The organism is Glaciihabitans sp. GrIS 2.15 (genome assembly GCF_035984695.1).
Classification (GTDB): domain Bacteria; phylum Actinomycetota; class Actinomycetes; order Actinomycetales; family Microbacteriaceae; genus Lacisediminihabitans.
Map to the genome: position 1 here is coordinate 42,134 of NZ_JAXCHU010000012.1, position 17,340 is coordinate 59,473.

Here is a 17,340-nt window from a genome sequence, read left to right on the forward strand (position 1 = left end):
GGAGGTGGTCGCAAAAACGGGAGGTGGATGGTGCACTGCCCGCGGGCGTCACCCGCGTGTCATCCGCAACCGCAGCCACCCCGCCAATGACTCGATCTCGGCGTCGACGGCAGCCCGCGTCGACCGATCGAATGGCTCATCCTCGTGAATCGCGTGCACGAGGAAGCGTCCGGAGTCACGATCCGAGCGGGCGCCCACCTTGCCGACCAGGCGGTCGCCGTGCAGGATCGGCAGCGCGAACTGTCCCCAGACGCGTGCGCTGGCCGGCTTGTACATCTCGAGCGAGTAATGGAACTCGGACAGCTTGGTGACGCGCTGGTGGTCAGTCATCAGCCGGTCGAAGGGGGAGAGCAGCGCCGTGCGCCCCTCGAACGGACGGTCGAGCTGAGCGGGATCGACCCTCCATTTGCCTGGAACCCCCTCGATAGTCGCGGGCTCGCCCACCGGAACGATCCCGTGCAACTCAGTCGGCGATACGGCGATGCTGTCCCGCATGATGCCGCAGGCACCGAGCAACCGCTCGCTGCGGATGAAACGGGCTTCATCGGCCGGCACTTCCGGCACTTTTGCGAAGACCCGCTCGGCAAGATCCCACAGACGAAGCCGCCCGGCCCGGCCAACGACCGCGAGCTCGCCGGCCATGTGCAAGCACTCCAGCATCTGCGTCACATTGCGGTTATTGTTCCATCCGGTCGACGGCCAGGGCGCCACCGCCTCGTCCGGGATATCGCGGGATGTCTTCGGCCCCTCGTCGCCGATGCGATCGAGGATGCTTCGCGCGAACTGCGCGTTGTCCCGCATCCAGCCGCGAGCGCCGGTGCGGTCCGCCCAGGTGCGCATCCCGGCGAGGTAAAGCCCCAGGTCTGACATTGGACGCAGCATCCACCCGCGCTCGAACAGCAGCCCCTGGCTGAGGGCACGTTCGGTGTCGACCGCTCTATAGGAAGACCCAAGGCGGGACCAGCAGATGTGGTCTGCGGCAGGCGCCACAGTGTTCGTGAGCTCAACCCGGATCATGGCGATCCTGTGTACCAGGCCCACCACATCATCCGGTCGGTCTGCGGTCAGAAGTGCGGCGCGCACGGCGATCCGCCGGGCTTCCTGCCTGGTCACCTGGAGGGCGGTCATGCCCAAAGATATTCGGTGCAAGCGAGAATTCGGAAGAAGAAACCGGGTAACTGACCGATTGTCGAAGTTAAGAACCCTCTCATAATCGCCTCTCGACCTTCTCATCTGTGCCTTTCAGACTGAACACGTGGCCGATCAGCCACACACCCTCATCGCCTGGAGCGGTGATTCTGAAAGGCCAGAAATGTTCACCACCAAGAAGACGGTCACCATTGTTGCGCTCGCTCTCGCCGGTGCCCTGTCGGTCGGCGCCGTCGCGTCGGCCCAGGCCCAGAGCGGTTCGACGAGCCACTCCGATGACCGCACCCCTGCCACATCCGTCTCTCCCACGCCCTTCGGCGAAGACAACGGACTCCGCGGCGGCGGTTCGGTCAATGACGATGTGAGCACTGCGGCGACGCCGACTCCCGCGCCGACACCGTCGACCGGACTGCCGACGGATGTCGACCACCCGCAGGGTGACGACAGCATCGGGCGCGGGGATGGCGAACACGCCGGTGAAGAAGTTGGTGAAGACGTCGGCGACGCCAACGAGGTTAGCGACGCCGGAGTGTTGGACGACGCGGCAGGACACGATGTCAGCGACAACCACGGCGCAAAGTCCGGTGACAACGCCGGCCATGACTCGGGAGACAGCGCAGAAAACGGCGACTCAGGCCACTGATCGAACGATCGGCGCGCACTTACCGCCTAATCTGAACGGGCTGTCGACTCGCCAGGGTCGGTGGCCCGTTTCATAGGTCGATGAGGGCACCCGTCGCGCGACAAGGGTTCCTTGTGTAATTCACCCGAATCACAGCGATTTAGTGTGACCCGTCATCCTTTGCTCGGTCTTGGCCAAACTACTGTTCAGCGCGGGGCTGGTCTCCCTGCGTGGTGGCGTGGTGGTGCCGGTCCCGGCGTCGCCAGTCTTCCGGGATTGTTGCTTCCAGCGCATCGTCAACCGTAATGACGCCGAGGATGTGCCTTTCATCGTCGAGAATGGGAAGGCTGAGGAGGTTGTAGTCGGCCATGAGGTTCGCGATGTCGATGGTGTCATCGCGCGGGTCGGCGTGGACGGGCTCTGGGTCGCAGATGTCCTGGAGTCGGTCGCTCGGATCTGCTTGGATTGCTTTCACCAGGCTGAGGGTTCCGACGAGCCGATTCTCGGTGTCGACGCTGTAGATCGTCGTGAGCGCTTCCGGTTGTTGGGAGGTGGCCATCCGAACAATTTGCAGCACGTCGGCAACGGTGCGCTGCTGTTCGATAGCGAGATACTCGACTCCCATGAGTCCGCCGGCACTACCGTCCTGGTAGCGCATGAGCCGCAACACGTCGGCACGCTTTGTGTCAGGAAGAGCGTCGACGACGGGGCGTCGCCTGTCTTGTGGGAGGTCGAGGATAGCGTCCACAGCGTCATCGGTGCGCATCCGGCTGAGCACGTCCGCGATTTCTTCGGTGCTGCGGGTTTTGAGGACTTGGGTTTGATGGTTTTCTTCGAGTTCCTCAAAGACGTCGGCCTCGAGATCGGGATTGTTGTGGAGGTGGTCGAGGAGGTCGTTTCGCTCTTTGGTCGATGCGCTTTCGATCAGGTCAGCGATTTGCGCGGGCCGAAGTCCACGAAGCCTGCGGAAACCGGACCGAACATTGATGGATGCTTCATGCCCGATGAGCGCTTCGAAGGATTTCCAGTCCCGGACGAGATGATCCTGATGGTTGGAGCGTCCCAGCCATCCCCGTTTGTGAACATCCAACCCGATCGCAACCCATCCCTCGGGGCTGGCGGTGATGGCGACGTCGTAGGCGCGCACAAGTGCAGCCCGGTCGACGTCGATGAGGCGGTGGCCGAGGACTGCTTCTTTGAGGAGAACTTCGCCGTCGCGTCGCTCGAACGGGCGCAAATCCAGCTTGGCCGTGCCGAGGCTGATCCGGTTGTTGTCGATTCTCGTGATGTCGGTAATGGGAACGAACACGTTGTTGGGTCCGACCCGCATGACCAGCCCGGTCAGCGGCGGATAGTGGTCCGGATGAAGACGCACGATCACGTCTGCGAGGGTACCGATGGTTTTTCCATCGACGTCGAGGACGGCGTCCCGCAGCAGGGCGGAAAGGTACAGCGGGGGGAGGGTCTCCGGCACGCTAGTTGTATTGCTCATGGGGCTCCTTTCGGGAGCTTGACTCATTCTGCACCGAACGCGCAGCAGCTGACTATGGGAATTAGTGGGTGGTCGCCAGTTGCACGACCCGGACGATGACGAGGACCATGGCCAGCAGGAGGTAGGTGCGAAGCACGGTCAGGCCAAGGCGTCGACCGCCGGAGAGTTTCGGTGTGCTGAGCAACGCGATGGGGGGCATCCGCCAGGTGGGCCGTTCCCGCCTGTCGACGGTGTCAGCGGAGGGGGCCGCGGGCCGCACGGTTCGGATGATGGCGAACGTTATCCCGGCGAGTATGGCGATCGTTCCTCCGCCGATCAGGATTCCGATGATCGCGGCTGAGCCGATCGCCGGGAATAGAACACTGGCGGTGAGAACAATGGACAGGATCACCAAGACTGCGATGACCGCAGCGGTAAAGATGTTCAGTGCTTTCCCGTTCACCCACGGTCCGAGCACTGCTTTGTCGTTGCAGAGCAGGAGGAGGAAGACGGTCGCGGAGGGCAGCAGCACGCCAGCCAAAACCTGCACACCGACCGTGATGAGTCCGAGTGGGCTACCCGGAATGAGCACGACGGTGGCAGAGATGACGAGGATGCCGGCGAAGGCGGCATAGAACCCTTTCGCCTCCGACACTTTTCGGTGCAGGGAGTGCTTAAGGCCCAACACATCACCGAGTGCATAGGAGGTGGAGAGCCCCACCGCTGCGGCGCCGATCACGGACGCATCGATGAGGGCGACGGCGAACAGGATCCCGGCTGCCTTACTCACATACTTCTCAAGGCCGCTGGCGACCCCGCCGGCATCAGTGAAGTTGCCGAAGCCGTGAGTACCACCGAACGCCCCCGCGGTCACCGACATAATCGCTGTGCCCCCGACAACGACGATCACGATCCCGATCCACAGGTCCACTTTTTCGTAGTTCATGAAACGGGGAGTGATTCGCTTGTCAATGACATAGGACTGCTGGAAGAACAGCTGCCAGGGGGCGACCGTTGTTCCTACGATCCCGATGATCAACAGGGTGACGGTCGATAGTTCAGCCCCGGGTGGGAAGCCGGGGATCAAGAATCCGTGAGCGATCTGTCCGATCGGGGCGTGCACGATAATCACCAGGGGGATGAGTAGCAGGGAGCCGGCGATGAGAATCATGCACAGCCGTTCGAACCGGCGGAAGGATCCAGTGCTGACCGCGCCGATCACGAACACGGCGGCGACGATGATTCCGGGAATTCGCGGGATGCCGAGGTAGGTCAGTCCGAGGCTGATTCCGATGAACTCCGTCACGATCGTCAGCGCATTCAGGATGAACAGGTCAATGACGCTGAACGCGCCCCAGAATTTCCCGAACCGTTCCAGAATCAGACGCGCATGACCCACTCCGGCCACGGCCCCCAACCGCACCACCATCTCCTGGTTCACATAGAGCACGGGCACCAACAGGAGCAGGACCCAGAGCAGACTCGTTCCGTAATTCTGGCCGGCCTGGGCGTAGGTGCCGAACGCGCCGGCATCGTTATCGCCCACCATCACAATCAGGCCAGGTCCGACGATGGCGACGAGGGTGCGCAGCTTCGCGGACATTTTGGTGCGTGGGGCTTCGTCCCCCACTTGGATGGTGCCGAAGGCACCCTCGATGTTGCCGAGGTGCGCTGAATCGAGCGCTGCGGACTCGTGCGAAGCCGGTATTGATTTGGTGTTGGGTGTCGAGGTCATGAGGGACCATTTCTTTCCGCGGACGCGGGGTTCAGGAACGGGTGGGAGGGTCCGCAGCTGCGATACAAGCTCGGTGCGGGAGAGGCGCCACGCACACACAAGTGCTCGCCACGCTCACCAGCTCAGTGAACGGCCGGAAGCGTTTAGGCGCGCGGGAGGGTGCGGGGCGTGGGTTCATGACCGTCGCTCATCGACTACCTCCCGTAGTGCAGCGCCGCGTCCGGAGAGCGCCGATCGGGATGAACGGGTTCGTCTCTCCTCGTAAGACCTTTGGCACTCCACGGCGTCAACCCCAACAAATATGGGGAGCCAATCGGGGCCACCCCTTAGGCCGGGGCGGCCTGTCCTAACCCGGGGCGTCTCTCGACGTTTGGGGTCGCTGGCATGTTTCCGCGAAGGAGCCTCAGCTAACGAGCGACACCTTGCTCTCCTAATATATACGCACCGGTGTCCGTACATGCAAAGCCATCCTGTGAGTAACGATCGTGCAGGTGTCACGCCGCTCACATCGCCGTGTTCGGCTGAATTGACTGGCTCGACGAAACGATCAGCGACACCGTGGAAAATGACATCCTCCTGGTCGAGGCCGCACGCCGCATCAGCGCGGTGCTCCTCTAACGCCAGGAGCAACCGCGCCGAGCGGATGACTCAGAACTTCGCCGTTATGGTGCCGAACTGTGCCGCCACAAAGGCCGACAGTTTGGTCTCCATTGTTTTGATCGGCTGGCCCCAGGTCCAGTAATCGAAGATGATCGAGTCGGCCACCTCATTGATCACGAAAGGCGTCTCTAGCGTGATCATGTGCGTCGTATTCGAGCCGGGAGCCACCAGGTCTGCGGTGATCCAAAGCGCGATGTGGTTGCTCGCCGTCTTCTTGATGGCCTTCACCGCGGGGATGCCGGTCGAGTCGCTGAATGACACTCCCGTTAAGAACCCGGTGGATTCGTACCATCCGCTCAGCTCCTTGGCCGAGGCGGCCATGGCACTGTTCTCATCGGGTGCACCCTCGAAGTCGAAGAACCAGTTAGCCGAGTCGCGAAGCGCCGACATCACCATCCAGTCGGCCTGGGGCGGAAGGGAGGGGAACTTGGTGAGAAGGGCGGCATAGTCCACATTGCGCAGGTCGGATCCGGGAGAGACCTTGAGCTCCCCGACGTAGCCGACCCCCGCGCCGAACAGCGCGTTGGCGAAGCTCTGGAACTGTGGACCCTTTCGCTGCAGCACATGGTGGAAGAACGCGGCAGAGGTGCAGAGCCCGAGGGCGCCCTGATTGAACAGGTTGGGATTCGCGATCAGGTCGTGCACCCGCGTCGTGACCAGCGTGGGATCCAGATGAGGCCATGCCTTGCGGGTTGTGAGCGCGCCCCCGGCCGGAGTGCTCGGGTCGGTGGACCCGAGCCCGACCTTGTCGACGATCTTGTCGATCATGCCGGAGGGGGACTGCGTGTCTCCCCACACCGATTGCAGCGCGGCCGGGTTCTGCGAGTAAAGGGGAGTGGATGCCGAGGCACCCCCGCCGCCGGACGACCCGGAACCCCCGCTCGAGCCGCCAGAACTCACGCCGCCCGAGGTGGAGCCGGAGCCCGCTGCCGCCGCACCGCCGGATCCCGCCGGCGTCGAGTTCTTGTCGAAGTAGTTGATCTTCGCGCCCTGCTGGGATGCCCCACCGGGGCTGATGCCGCCGCCAGCCGACACCGCACCGCCGGTATAGGCGCTCGCCGCGGTCTTGGCGAGGCTCGTGATCATCTCGGCGGCGATGCGCTGCCGTTCGGTATTGGCCTTCAGCAGGTTGTTCATGTTGTCTCCCGCCTGCTGGCCGGCGGTGGATGCTCCGGCTGCGGTGGCCTGGAGGCTGGCCTGCGCCACGCCGATGGTCGCCTGCAGCCCGCTCATGTCGCGGAACATCGAGCCGTTCTGCACGACCTGCAGGATGGCGGCGGTACCGACGGGGTCTGGCATCGACTGCGGCGAGGTGATGTTGATGATCGGGGTGCTGAGCTGGCCGGGCTTCACGTCTTCCGACATCGCCCGCGACCCGGTCTGGATCGCGGCGATCTCGGTGGGCTGCAGCGGGATCGGGGAGTCCTGCCAGTCCCAGAAGCGGGTGATGTCGAGCTTCTCGGCGGAGTTGGAGCGGCCGAGCACCGCCTCGGCGAAGGTGCCGCCCGTGCCGAGCGGAACAACATCGAATTTGGCGTCCCCGACCACGACGTCGTGGTCGTCGAGCCACTTCTTCCACACGCCGTCCTTCTCGGCGTTCGACGACATGGTGAACGCGAGGTAGTTGCCCACGTAGCGGATGGGCAGGGGATCGATCACCTGCGCGACCGGTACCACTGTGCCATCCACGTCCACTCCGAGACCGGCGAGCAGCAGTGCGATCTGGGCAGCATCGAGCGACCGGAGGGCGGCCTGGCTGTAGTGCAGGCGGTTCTCCGCGAGGTGCCGCTTCAGGTTCGCGTTCACCCCTCCCGGCTCCACCGTCACGAGCGGAGTCTCCGCGGTGCGTGCCTTGGCCACCGTGACCGCGGGTAGTTCGATCGGAAAGCGCACCCCGTTGCGGTTGACCGTGAGGGTGACCCGCACCGTGGCATCCCGCTCGGGGCTCGAGCCCGTGAGCGCGATTCGGGTGACGTCGTTCAGGGGAAGTGGATCGGCGGCGCTCACGCTCGTATCCACGCCCCCGCCTCGCAGGCCGAAGACCACGGTGACCGGCGCGCCGCCGGCATCCACCAACACGCCCTCGATCGAGACATCGGTGGGGAGATAGATGGAGGCGGAGTCCTGGCGGAGCACGGCGCGGTTGAGCAGGCCGGAGAGACGGGCGGACTGCCCGGCCGACCAGAGCTGGTCATTGACCCGCTGCACGATCGGGATGGCGGTCGCTGCGCGCACGCGGATGACCGCGGACTCGGCGACTGCGGCGAGGGCTGCCGCCGGTGCCGCGGCATCCATCGCGGTCGGGGCGACGGCCTCGCGGATCGCCAGGAGAGGCTGCACGCGAGTGGCGATGACGACGGCCGAACGTAGCCAGTCGGTGATACCGGTGTCGAGCGAGGTGAAGCGAGTCGTGCGGTCCGGGCGGATCTCCACGACATCCAGGTTGTCCAGCGCTTCGCGGATCTCGTAACTGATGGCGGCACGTGAGAGTGCGCCGCGGAACCGGCGGATCATGTCGTCGGCGGTGAAGTCGAGCAGCTTGATCGGGATGAAGATCACCCGCTCGGCCTTGGCGAGTGCCACCTCTACGCGGTAGATCTGCACGACCTCGTAGTACTGGATGGTGAGCGCATGCATATGGTTATAGTTGGCGATTACACGGGTTGAGACGCCCTCGTGCTCGCTCTGTGACACCTCCTTCACGACGGATGCGCGGCGGCTGCGTGAGGAGTGCGCATGCTGGTGGGTGCGATCATTCACGTTCTGCATCATCGAGCTCGAGACATCCCTCCTCCCGAAGGAGCTCGTATAGCTGTCGGCGGACGCGTCGGTGGTCGCGCTGGACGAGGTCCCCTCCTGTCGTGAGGTGCTGTTGGTCTTCGCATGCGAGAAGCCGCTCTGCGCCTCGGTGGCGACGGCGTTGGTAACCTCCGAGAAAGCGCGATTCTGTGAGGTGTCGTTGGTGAGGTCGTCGGTCTCTGAGATCACCTCGGTCTCGCCGGCGCGGCTCCGACGCGACCAGTCGATGACGGCGATGCGGGTGCTCTCCCCGGGGGCGAGGCTCATGGAGTGGAGCAGTTGTCCGAGTGTGACCCCCTGCGCGAACCAGGACTGGTTGAACGTGAGCAGTGCGCCGAATGCCACGGTCTGGAAACCCGAGTCGCCTGCCGCGAGGGCGGCGAGGGCGGCGAGGTCGGCAAGGTCGGTCGGCCGCTCGGAATCGAAATTGGCTGTGTTCTCGGGAAAGTAGAGAGTGGTGAGCAGCTCGGTCGCCGTGCGGAAGGGTCGGTACAGGGCAAGGTCGGCGGTCGGGGCGTCGAAGATCGCGTGGGCGGAGTGCAGGTCGGTTCCCGCCTCGAGTATGCGCACCGCGCTCGTAAAGGCGGCGGATGTCGCGAGATCAAACACCGTGACTATCTCGAGCTTGGCGAGGGCTTTCTCCGCGTCTTCGGTCACCCCGAGGAGTGCTCTCGGTGACCTGTGCAGGATCTCATGCAGTGGCAGTTCGCGGAACTCCGGCCGGATGGCGTCGCTCAGCTGGGAATTGCTGCGCAGTACGGTACTGGTGGACATGGGGGCTCCCTCGTTTGGTGACGATGGCTCGTCGACCTTAAGGAGCGGGGAATGCCGCCGAAAATACTCGGATCAGGATGTCGGGCGCAGAACCTGCGCCACGCGGTCCCACCAGGCGGCAGTCGCCGCGCGCTGGGAATCCGCGATGGTGCGCCCGGCGGTGGCCGTGGCATCCCGCTCCCCCCAGACCCGGGCGAGCAGCGCGGGGCCGTCGCCGGCGAGCAGTCCGCGCACCGGCAGGATGCCGTCCTGCCCGAAGTTCTTCAGCGCACCGGTGAGTTTGACGGTGGTGTAGTCGTCGACCGGGATGCCGATGGTCGCGACTCCTGCCGGTACTGCGAAGACCGCGGGGTGGTACCGACTGGTGACTACGAGCGAGGCCGAGCGGGCGATGCGGGCCGCGGCCGGGGCATCCGCTGGTACTGCTGCCATCACGCGTTTGGACTCCATCCGAGCCATCACGCGCTCGTGTACCACGGAGTCGCCGCGCACACGGGAGTCGTCGAGAGAGCCGAAGTGAGCGAGGAAGACAATGTCGAGATCGGTGGTCTCGACGACCTCGTCGAGGAGGTCGGCGAGGGACGCGATCACCGCGTCACGATCGGCATCCCCGACATGATTCGCGAGCGTGACCACGCAATACGGAAGTGTCGCAAGCGCGTCATCGAGCAGGAAGCTGGCGTCATCGGCGCCCAGTTCCAGCCGATCGGGCAGCACACCGAGGCGTTCAGCGACCGCGAGCGAGGCGGACTCGCGCACGCTCACCAGCCGGGCGAGACCGAGCAGTCGGGCGACCAGTGCGGAGTCATCGTCCGTGAGCTGCGGGCCGAGGGTCTGGCCGCTCACGACGAGCGGAATGCCGAAAGCATCCGCAATTTCCGCGATCGCGAGGCGTTCGAAAATGTGGGAGGGCCAAGTGGAGGCGAGATTGCCGCCCCCGGTGACCGCAACACCGTCGCTGCCTTTGATGGCGTCGATCACGGCGTGGGCGGAGTCGTCGTCGGGCAGGAGGCCGGTCTCGCCGGCGGCGGTGCGGCGCACCCGGTCGAGGCGATCCTCCTGGGCGGCGCGACCTCCGGCCGTGGGGGCAAATCCGATCCCAGGCACGGCCTCGACGCTGAAATCTTCGGTGCCGTATCGTTCGCTCGTCTCGGCCGGGTTCGCCGAGACCGCGACTACGGACTCGAGGCCGCGAGCCCGCATCGCGTCCACGAAAGCCTCGAACATCGCTTCGTCGCCGATGTGGATCATCTTGTCGATTACGCCGACATCGCCGATTGCTACTACGCGCACGTGCATCTCCGAAATATCGAGGGCGGCATCGCACCGCGCGAGCCCTCACCACGCTAGCCGAACTAGCGACCGCATCCGCTCCACCGGTGAGGTGCGCGGGCAGGGGCCCGGTCGCTGTGCAGCACGGTCGTGGCGGGGGATACGCGTGCTCGCGGAGTTGCAGGATCGTCGCGGCGGGAGTCACGTCCCCCGCCGCGAGGTCAGCTGGCCGCCGGGACCTTCTGAGGGGGCAGCATCCCGCCGCGAGGTCAGCTGGCCGCCGCGACCTTCTGAGGGGGCAGCATCCCGCCGCGAGGTCAGCTGGCCGCCGCGACCTTCTGAGGGGGCGGTACCCCGCCGCGGCCGTGCTGACAGCACGAGACCAAGTGATCCCCACGCCGCCGAATAGCACGCTACCAACTCACAGCGCAAGCCCATCGTTTCATCAGGCTCGGGCCGCCTATCATCGGGGTTGTGGGCATCCAGACATCTCTCGACGCAGTGTTACAGGCGGACCGGCTTGTCGATTCGATGCGCCTCGCCGACGAGCTTGCCTTCGAAGCGAGTCGCGACGGTGGGCCTCGCACCGTCCGGGTACTCACCTCGGCCCTGAATAGCGAAGATCAGGTCGCCGCCATCGCCGCGACTCATGCCCTCGCGCAGATCTTCGACGAGCAGGCCGACATTGCGCTCTCGCGTCTCCTCTCGAGCAGCCGCGGCTTCATGCGCGAGCACGCGGCCTGGGCCCTCAGCCTGCGACTCCCGCGATTCGACACCGTCGGTCGCCTCATCGGCCTCGTCTCCCAGGGCGGCTTCGGCGGCATGCTCGCTCAGCGCACGCTCGAGCAGTGGGGTTCGCCGGTGGCGGAGCACGTGGCTATTGGCCTCGAATCGGCCCTGCTCGGAATCGACGAGCCTGGCGCCCGCTACCGACTCGTGGAGACCCTCGGCCTCGTGCGAAAGTCCGTCGCGACACCGGCTCTCCTGCGGATCGCGGCCGATATTCTCGAGGAGGAGACGGTGCGGGTCGCGGCGGTCTCCGCCCTCGGCCAGCGGCGTGGGGATCGCGAGATCGTGGCCGTGCTCGACAACCTGGCCCGGTCCGAGGGCTACCTCGCGGATGTCGCGCGCCTCTCTCTCGTCGACCTCGAACCCGAATCCACTCGTGTCCGTGACTCGAGCCACGGGCTCACCATCGCCCAGCTCTTCCTCCACGCCGACCTCGATGCCGGCCTCACCCTGGCCGGCAGCGGTGACAACGGCGGCATCGCCACCCTGCTGGTGCGACTCGGGGATGCCCTCGTCGCAGGCGAGAACGCGTCACCACGGGTTGATCGCGTCATCACCCTCTCGCGGGGATCGGTCGCAGATGCACTGCAGAGTGTCGTCGACATTGGTGCCGGCGAGTGGGGTCACGACTACGGGCGGGTGCCGTTGCTGAGCGAGCCGGTGCAATCCGCCAGCGCCTGGCCGCTGCGGGTAGCCGCACGCCGGGGTATCCGTCGTATGCTGCGCGCCGCCGGCGGCGTCGACCTGCTGCATCTGCGCATGGCGGATGTCGGCAGCCTGGCCGCCGCGGACGTCGCGCGCGAACTCGATATCCCGGTCGTCTTCACGGTGGCACCCGACCCGCATGCCGTCATCCACTCGCTCGACCTCTCCGGTCGGCTCACCCGGCAAAATTTCGGCGAGATTGACGAGGTCGAACACTTCTGGTTCCGCACGCATTTGGTGCAGCAGCTCGCCGCGAACGCCGCGCACACCGTGCTGTTTCCCCGTCCCTCGCTCGAACGCGATATGCGTGAGCTCGTGGGCATCGACATCACTGCCCATCCGGAGCGGCACTCGACTGTGCCAGAGGGCATCGATCTCGAAGTCGTTGACCGGGCCGTGATCGAGGGCGCCAACCACGCAGCTGGCCAGCCCGCGACACCCGCACTCGAGGAGCTGCGTGACCTGCTCGTCAAACTGCCCGAGCACCGTCGCACCCTGCCGCTGCTGGTGAGTGTCGGCCGCTTCCATCGCGTCAAGGGTATGGCCACGATCGTGGATGCCTGGGCGAACGGTTCGCTGGCCGACCGAGCCAACCTGCTGCTGATCGGCGGAAATCTCGTCGACCCCTCTGCTGACGAACGCGAACAGCTCGAGCTGATGGACGCGATCATTTCTCCCGAAAGTCGTTTCGAGGCCGGTCTGGTGCTCTCGGGGCACCGCCGCAACGACACCGTCGCCCGATGGGTGGCGGCCGCCCGATTCGGTGTGCCTGGCCTTGCGGCACCACGCGGCATCTATGTCTGCGGCAGCCTGAAGGAGGAGTTTGGCATCGCACTGCTCGAAGCCATGGGCTCCGGGCTTCTCGTCGTCGCCCCCGATGGCGGCGGTCCCGCCACATACGTGGAGGAGGGTGTCACCGGCTTCCTGGCGCCGACCTGGGACGTGGTACCCCTTCGTTGCGCGATGACCGAGGCTCTCGGTGCCTCTCTCGCCGAAGACACCGCCGATCGGGCCGCGGCTTCGCGCGCCACGGTTGAGGTGAGCTACACGATCCAGGCCATGGCTCGCGCCCTGTCGAACGTCTATCAGGGCGTGCAAGACGAGGAGAGCGAATCGCGTGGCTGGTCGTTCGCGGCCCTGTGAGAGACAGTCCGGTTAGGAAGGCGGCGCAGTGACCCTCCTCATCATCAGTCCTGACTATGCGTCCCACCTTCTGCCGCTCGCGTCCCTCGGCACAGCATGGCGTGACGCCGGCGAACGTGTAATCGTGGCGACCGGCCCGGCGACGGCCGATATCGTCGAGTCGTTCGGGTTCGAACGCGTCAACCTTTCACTCGGCAAGGGCTCCAATCCCGGCGTGATCCGGGCCGAACAGCAGCCAACCGGTGAGGACGACGCCCTGCGCGGCTTCTTCGACGCGACCCGTCGTGGCATGGTTGAGACCCTCGCATTCCAGGCCGAGGCGCGTCTCAGTGATCTCATGTGGGAGCCCGTGCGGGTCGCCCGCGAGGTGCAGGCGGTCGTCGCACACATCCAGCCCGACGCGATCATCGTCGACCACCTCGCGTTCAGCGCGCGGCTGGCCCTGGTGGCTGCGGGCGTGCCGTACGCGGATGTGGTGCTCGGGCATCCGTCGGCCCTTCCTGTCGGCGACGAGGTGTACGGCTTTCCGCCGGCCTGGCCCGCCGCGTTCGACCCCTCGGCCGATGAATTACGGATGCTTCGCGAGCTCTGTGATCGAGTAAGCAAATCGTTCACCGCCGAGTGGAATGCCGCCCTCGCCGAGCTCGCCCCGAAAGCGCCGCGGTCGGTCAGCGCCTTCGGCGAGCATGGCGATCTGCTTCTGCTCAACTACCCTGCCGAACTCTCTGCGCCCGCGCGCACTGCGATCCTGCCGCCCCACCGATTTCTGGGCTCAGCCGTGCGCGAAGAAGCGCGAGATGCAGAGGTGGATGCCTGGCTCGCCGGGAGCAACGAACCCTTCGTCTACGTGAGTTTCGGCAGTTTTCTCTCCGTGCGGGCGGATGTGATTGCACGCGTCTGCGCGGCGCTCAAGCGGGTGGGAATCCGAGGTGCAATCGCCATCGGATCGGCGGACCGCGCCGAGCTTGGCGAGCTGCCGGCCGACTGGCTCGTTCGCGAGTTCCTTCCGCAGGTGACCCTGCTCGAGCGGGCGGCGGCGGCGGTGACCCACGGAGGCAACAACAGCGTCACCGAGTCGATGACGATGGGGGTTCCGCTGGTGGTGTTGCCGTTCTCGACCGACCAGTTTGCCGGGGCAGCGGCCCTTGAGGATGCGGGGTTCGGCGTCTCACTCGCTCCGAACACCGCGACGGTCGCCGAGCTGACGGATGCTGTGCTGCGGTCGCTCGACCTGCCAGCGAAAGCGGCACTCGCGACGCTATCGGCGGGGCTGCGTCAGGATGCGGGAAGCCGCCGGGCCTTCTCGGCGGTAGCGTCGGTGCCAACGAGCTGACGCATCGCGTCGCGGCTCGACCGGGCCTCGCGGTACTGCTCCATGAGGGCGGCGTTCGCGTCGTACTGGTCGCCCTCGCGGGCCTGAGCGGTGTGGTTGAGCGCGTAGACGACCCCCTCGTGACGGCGGGGAACCTCGTCGAGCAGCGTTTCGTGGGCCACATACCAGGCCGCATCTTCGAAACCCCAGCCGCGGAAGCGCTCGTCCTGGCCGCCATGGCTCCACCAGCTCCGCGGGGTGGTGACGTATACGCCTGAGCAGGCTCCGTGCACCAGTTCAAAGTCGCACTGGTCGAGCGGGGTGCCAACGGTGAACTGGGCGGTACCCGGCGTGCCGAGCCAGTGGTACCGAGTGTAGGGCAGGTGCACCAGTCCCGACGCGGCGGCAGCGGCGATCGCCTCCAGCAGTGGTTCGAGCTGGGGGATCGTATCGGCGTCGTTGATCACAACGACCTCGTCGGAGTCATCGATCGAGTCGATTCCGAGGTTGCGGCAGCGTGCAAGGTTGAAGATCTCGTCGTTGGAATCGATGGTGCGGATGTCGACATTCCCGAGATTTTGCCCGTACCAGTCCACGACGGCGCTCAAAGCCGCCAGCCGGGAGGGCTGGGGGCGCCAGGGGATCAGTACAGTGAGCACCGATCAAGCATAAGTGTGTCGTGCTGGCCGGATTCTCCACCCTCGAAATGCCTATTTCTGTCCCACTGCCGGGTGAGAGCAACAGAGATCGGCATGTCGATGCGTTACGCCGGCTGAACGCCCGGGAGGTAAGCCCTCCGGCACGACCCGGCGAGGCATCGCATCTTATTTCCTGGCGGGGTTCGGGGGTCAGGTTCGAGTTTCTCCTGTGATTTGCGAGGAGCCAACAGGCCAATGACCGCGGCGGATGTCGTGTGCCACGCCCGCCGATAGTCTGAGGCTCTATGACAACAGCACCCCACTCCGCGTTCGCCGTCTCGGCCGAAGTCGCTGATGCCCTCGAGAACGGGCGTCCCGTTGTGGCGCTCGAATCCACAATCATTGCCCATGGGCTCCCCCGTCCGCGCAACTACGAGGCGGCGAAGGAGTTCGAGCAGATCCTGCGCGATGCCGACGTCACCCCGGCCACCATCGCCGTGCTCGATGGTGTGCCGCAGATCGGGTTGGATTCCGACGGCGTGCGTCGCATTGCAGAGGAGGATCTCGCGAAGGCGAGCGTGCGCGACCTGCCGATGCTGGCGGCGGCGGGAGCATCCGGAGCCACCACGGTTGCGGCGACAGCGCACCTCGCCTCGCTTGCCGGAGTGCGGGTTTTCGCCACCGGTGGGCTCGGTGGCGTTCATCGTGGGGCTGCCACCTCCTTCGACGAATCAGCCGATCTCTCCACCCTGGCGGTGACCCCGGTCACCGTCGTGAGCGCCGGGGTGAAGTCGGTGCTCGACATCGCCGCAACCCTCGAGCGGCTTGAGACCCTGAGTGTGCCGGTCGTCGGCTATCGCACGACCGTCTTCCCGAGCTTCTGGCTCACCGAGTCGGAGTACGCGATCGACTGGTCGGTCGAGTCGGCTGCCCAGGTCGCTGCGATCATGCTCAGCCAGGACGTCCTCGGTCACGGGCAGGGGATCGTGGTGGCCAACCCGATCCCGCGGGAGCAGCAGTGGGATCCGACCGAGCACGACCGGGTGCTGATCGAGGCGCTCGACGCGGCCGACGCGGCCGGGATGCACGGAAAGGCGGTCACGCCTTTTCTACTCAGCTATATCGTGCACGCGTCGGAGGGCCGCAGCCTCGAGGTCAACCTCGACCTCGCCCGCAACAATGTGCGGCTGGCGGCTCAGATCGCGATCGAATGGTCAGCGCTTGCCTGATCACCGCGATAACCCCGAGCGCATCGTCGTCTTCGGCGACGTGGTGGACGACGTCGTCGTGGTGCCGGCCAGTGCGATTCGCGAGGACACGGACACGCCCTCCTCCATTCGCCATCGGGCCGGCGGTTCGGCGGCGAATGCTGCGGCGTGGATGGGCTCGCTCGGGGCATCCGTCGACTTCGTCGGCTTAGTGGCGGTCGAGGATGTGGCGCGGCATAGTGCATTGCTCGCCGGCAACGGGGTCACCCCGCATCTCCTTGGCGATGACGAACTGCCCACCGGCGCCATCATTGTGATCGTCTCCGGGGAACGCCGCACCATGCTCACAGAGAAGGGCGCCAACGCCAAGCTGACTCCGGATGCTGTCACCGACCGGCTGCTCACCGGGGCCGCGGTGCTGCACTTCACCGGCTACAGCGTGTTCTCTCAACCCGACCAGTCCTCGCTGCGCAACCTCGTGCAGCGAGCGACGGCCCGTGGAGTGCGTATCTCGGTGGATCCCGCTTCTTCGGGATTCATCATGGACTTCGGCGTCGACCGTTTTCTGGAGAGCGTGGAGGGTGCCCACCTGTTCTTCCCCAATCTGGAGGAGGGTCGGGTGCTCACCGGCCTTGACGACCCGATTCACATCGCGGAACGGCTGGGTGAGCGCTTCGATGTCGTGGCCCTCACCCTCGACACCGCCGGTGTCGTGGTGGTCGAGCGAGGAATGCCCACCACCGTGGTGGCGGCGGTTCCGGTCGCGATCGTCGATCCGACCGGAGCGGGGGATGCCTTCGCGGCCGGATTCCTCGCAGCCTGGGTGTCAGGCGCGGGGGCTATGGCGGCCGCATCCGCTGGCGCCCGGGCTGGCGCGCTCGCCGTCTCGACTATCGGCGGCCGTCCGCGGCCATAGCCGTGTCGCCCGCTTCACCAGTTTGTCGTCTGCGAGCGCATCATCGCTCCGCTGCTTCCCGCCCCCTTTCCCCAAAACGCAGGAGATTCGCCACGAAAGTGGCCTCCTCGACGCAGATATGCCGTCTTGGTGGCGAATCTCCTGCGT

General features: G+C 65.6%; 11 protein-coding genes and 1 riboswitch. Of the genes, 5 read left to right on the top strand and 6 right to left on the bottom strand.

The annotated features are described in order from the left end of the window. Positions 1-48: 48 nt before the first annotated feature. Entirely contained in the window at positions 49-1,128 is a 1,080-nt protein-coding gene (locus RCH11_RS15275) for a DNA glycosylase AlkZ-like family protein (RefSeq protein ID WP_327057879.1), read from the bottom strand. A gap of 127 nt (positions 1,129-1,255) precedes the next feature. Here RCH11_RS15275 and RCH11_RS15280 point away from each other — a divergent pair, with 127 nt between their 5' ends. Next, the gene (locus RCH11_RS15280) at positions 1,256-1,792 is read left to right on the top strand and encodes a hypothetical protein (RefSeq protein ID WP_327057880.1); all 537 of its coding nucleotides are present in this window, start codon (positions 1,256-1,258) and stop codon (positions 1,790-1,792) included. A 178-nt stretch (positions 1,793-1,970) separates the two neighbouring features. Here RCH11_RS15280 and RCH11_RS15285 read toward each other — a convergent pair whose 3' ends face one another. From RCH11_RS15285 to RCH11_RS15300, 4 genes are all read right to left on the bottom strand, one after another. Then, complete coding sequence (locus RCH11_RS15285) at positions 1,971-3,263, bottom strand: magnesium transporter MgtE N-terminal domain-containing protein (protein WP_327057881.1); 1,293 nt, start codon at positions 3,261-3,263, stop codon at positions 1,971-1,973. A gap of 61 nt (positions 3,264-3,324) precedes the next feature. Beyond that, entirely contained in the window at positions 3,325-4,977 is a 1,653-nt protein-coding gene (locus RCH11_RS15290) for an Nramp family divalent metal transporter (protein WP_327057882.1), read from the bottom strand. A gap of 248 nt (positions 4,978-5,225) precedes the next feature. Continuing rightward, a riboswitch (M-box (ykoK) riboswitch) is annotated at positions 5,226-5,399 on the bottom strand. Positions 5,400-5,625: 226 nt separating this feature from the next. Continuing rightward, a complete protein-coding gene (locus RCH11_RS15295; RefSeq protein WP_327057883.1) occupies positions 5,626-9,210 on the bottom strand; it encodes a hypothetical protein in 3,585 nt (1,194 codons plus the stop codon). 72 nt (positions 9,211-9,282) lie between these two features. Next, positions 9,283-10,503, bottom strand: a complete 1,221-nt coding sequence (locus RCH11_RS15300; protein WP_327057884.1) for a polysaccharide pyruvyl transferase family protein — start codon at positions 10,501-10,503, stop codon at positions 9,283-9,285. A 453-nt stretch (positions 10,504-10,956) separates the two neighbouring features. Between RCH11_RS15300 and RCH11_RS15305 the strand changes: the two genes are divergently transcribed. Beyond that, positions 10,957-13,119, top strand: a complete 2,163-nt coding sequence (locus tag RCH11_RS15305; RefSeq protein WP_327057885.1) for a glycosyltransferase — start codon at positions 10,957-10,959, stop codon at positions 13,117-13,119. A 28-nt stretch (positions 13,120-13,147) separates the two neighbouring features. Further along, positions 13,148-14,452, top strand: a complete 1,305-nt coding sequence (locus tag RCH11_RS15310) for a glycosyltransferase (protein ID WP_327057886.1) — start codon at positions 13,148-13,150, stop codon at positions 14,450-14,452. On the opposite strand, the gene RCH11_RS15315 is transcribed toward RCH11_RS15310, so the two are convergent. Continuing rightward, positions 14,395-15,090: a hypothetical protein gene (locus RCH11_RS15315; protein ID WP_327057887.1), complete on the bottom strand. Its 696-nt coding sequence runs from the start codon at positions 15,088-15,090 to the stop codon at positions 14,395-14,397. The genes RCH11_RS15310 and RCH11_RS15315 overlap by 58 nt on opposite strands. A gap of 284 nt (positions 15,091-15,374) precedes the next feature. Here RCH11_RS15315 and RCH11_RS15320 point away from each other — a divergent pair, with 284 nt between their 5' ends. Both RCH11_RS15320 and RCH11_RS15325 read left to right on the top strand, forming a co-directional pair. Next, positions 15,375-16,298: a pseudouridine-5'-phosphate glycosidase gene (locus RCH11_RS15320; protein ID WP_327057888.1), complete on the top strand. Its 924-nt coding sequence runs from the start codon at positions 15,375-15,377 to the stop codon at positions 16,296-16,298. Next, positions 16,291-17,193: a carbohydrate kinase family protein gene (locus RCH11_RS15325; protein WP_327057889.1), complete on the top strand. Its 903-nt coding sequence runs from the start codon at positions 16,291-16,293 to the stop codon at positions 17,191-17,193. The genes RCH11_RS15320 and RCH11_RS15325 overlap by 8 nt, the downstream gene beginning before the upstream one ends. The last annotated feature ends 147 nt before the right edge of the window (positions 17,194-17,340 follow it).

Coding starts and splice junctions, on each gene's coding strand:
- RCH11_RS15290 (WP_327057882.1), bottom strand. CDS start 4,977: ATGACCTCGACACCCAACACCAAATCAATACCGGCTTCGCACGAGTCC.
- RCH11_RS15285 (WP_327057881.1), bottom strand. CDS start 3,263: ATGAGCAATACAACTAGCGTGCCGGAGACCCTCCCCCCGCTGTACCTT.
- RCH11_RS15275 (WP_327057879.1), bottom strand. CDS start 1,128: ATGACCGCCCTCCAGGTGACCAGGCAGGAAGCCCGGCGGATCGCCGTG.
- RCH11_RS15320 (WP_327057888.1), top strand. CDS start 15,375: ATGACAACAGCACCCCACTCCGCGTTCGCCGTCTCGGCCGAAGTCGCT.
- RCH11_RS15295 (WP_327057883.1), bottom strand. CDS start 9,210: ATGTCCACCAGTACCGTACTGCGCAGCAATTCCCAGCTGAGCGACGCC.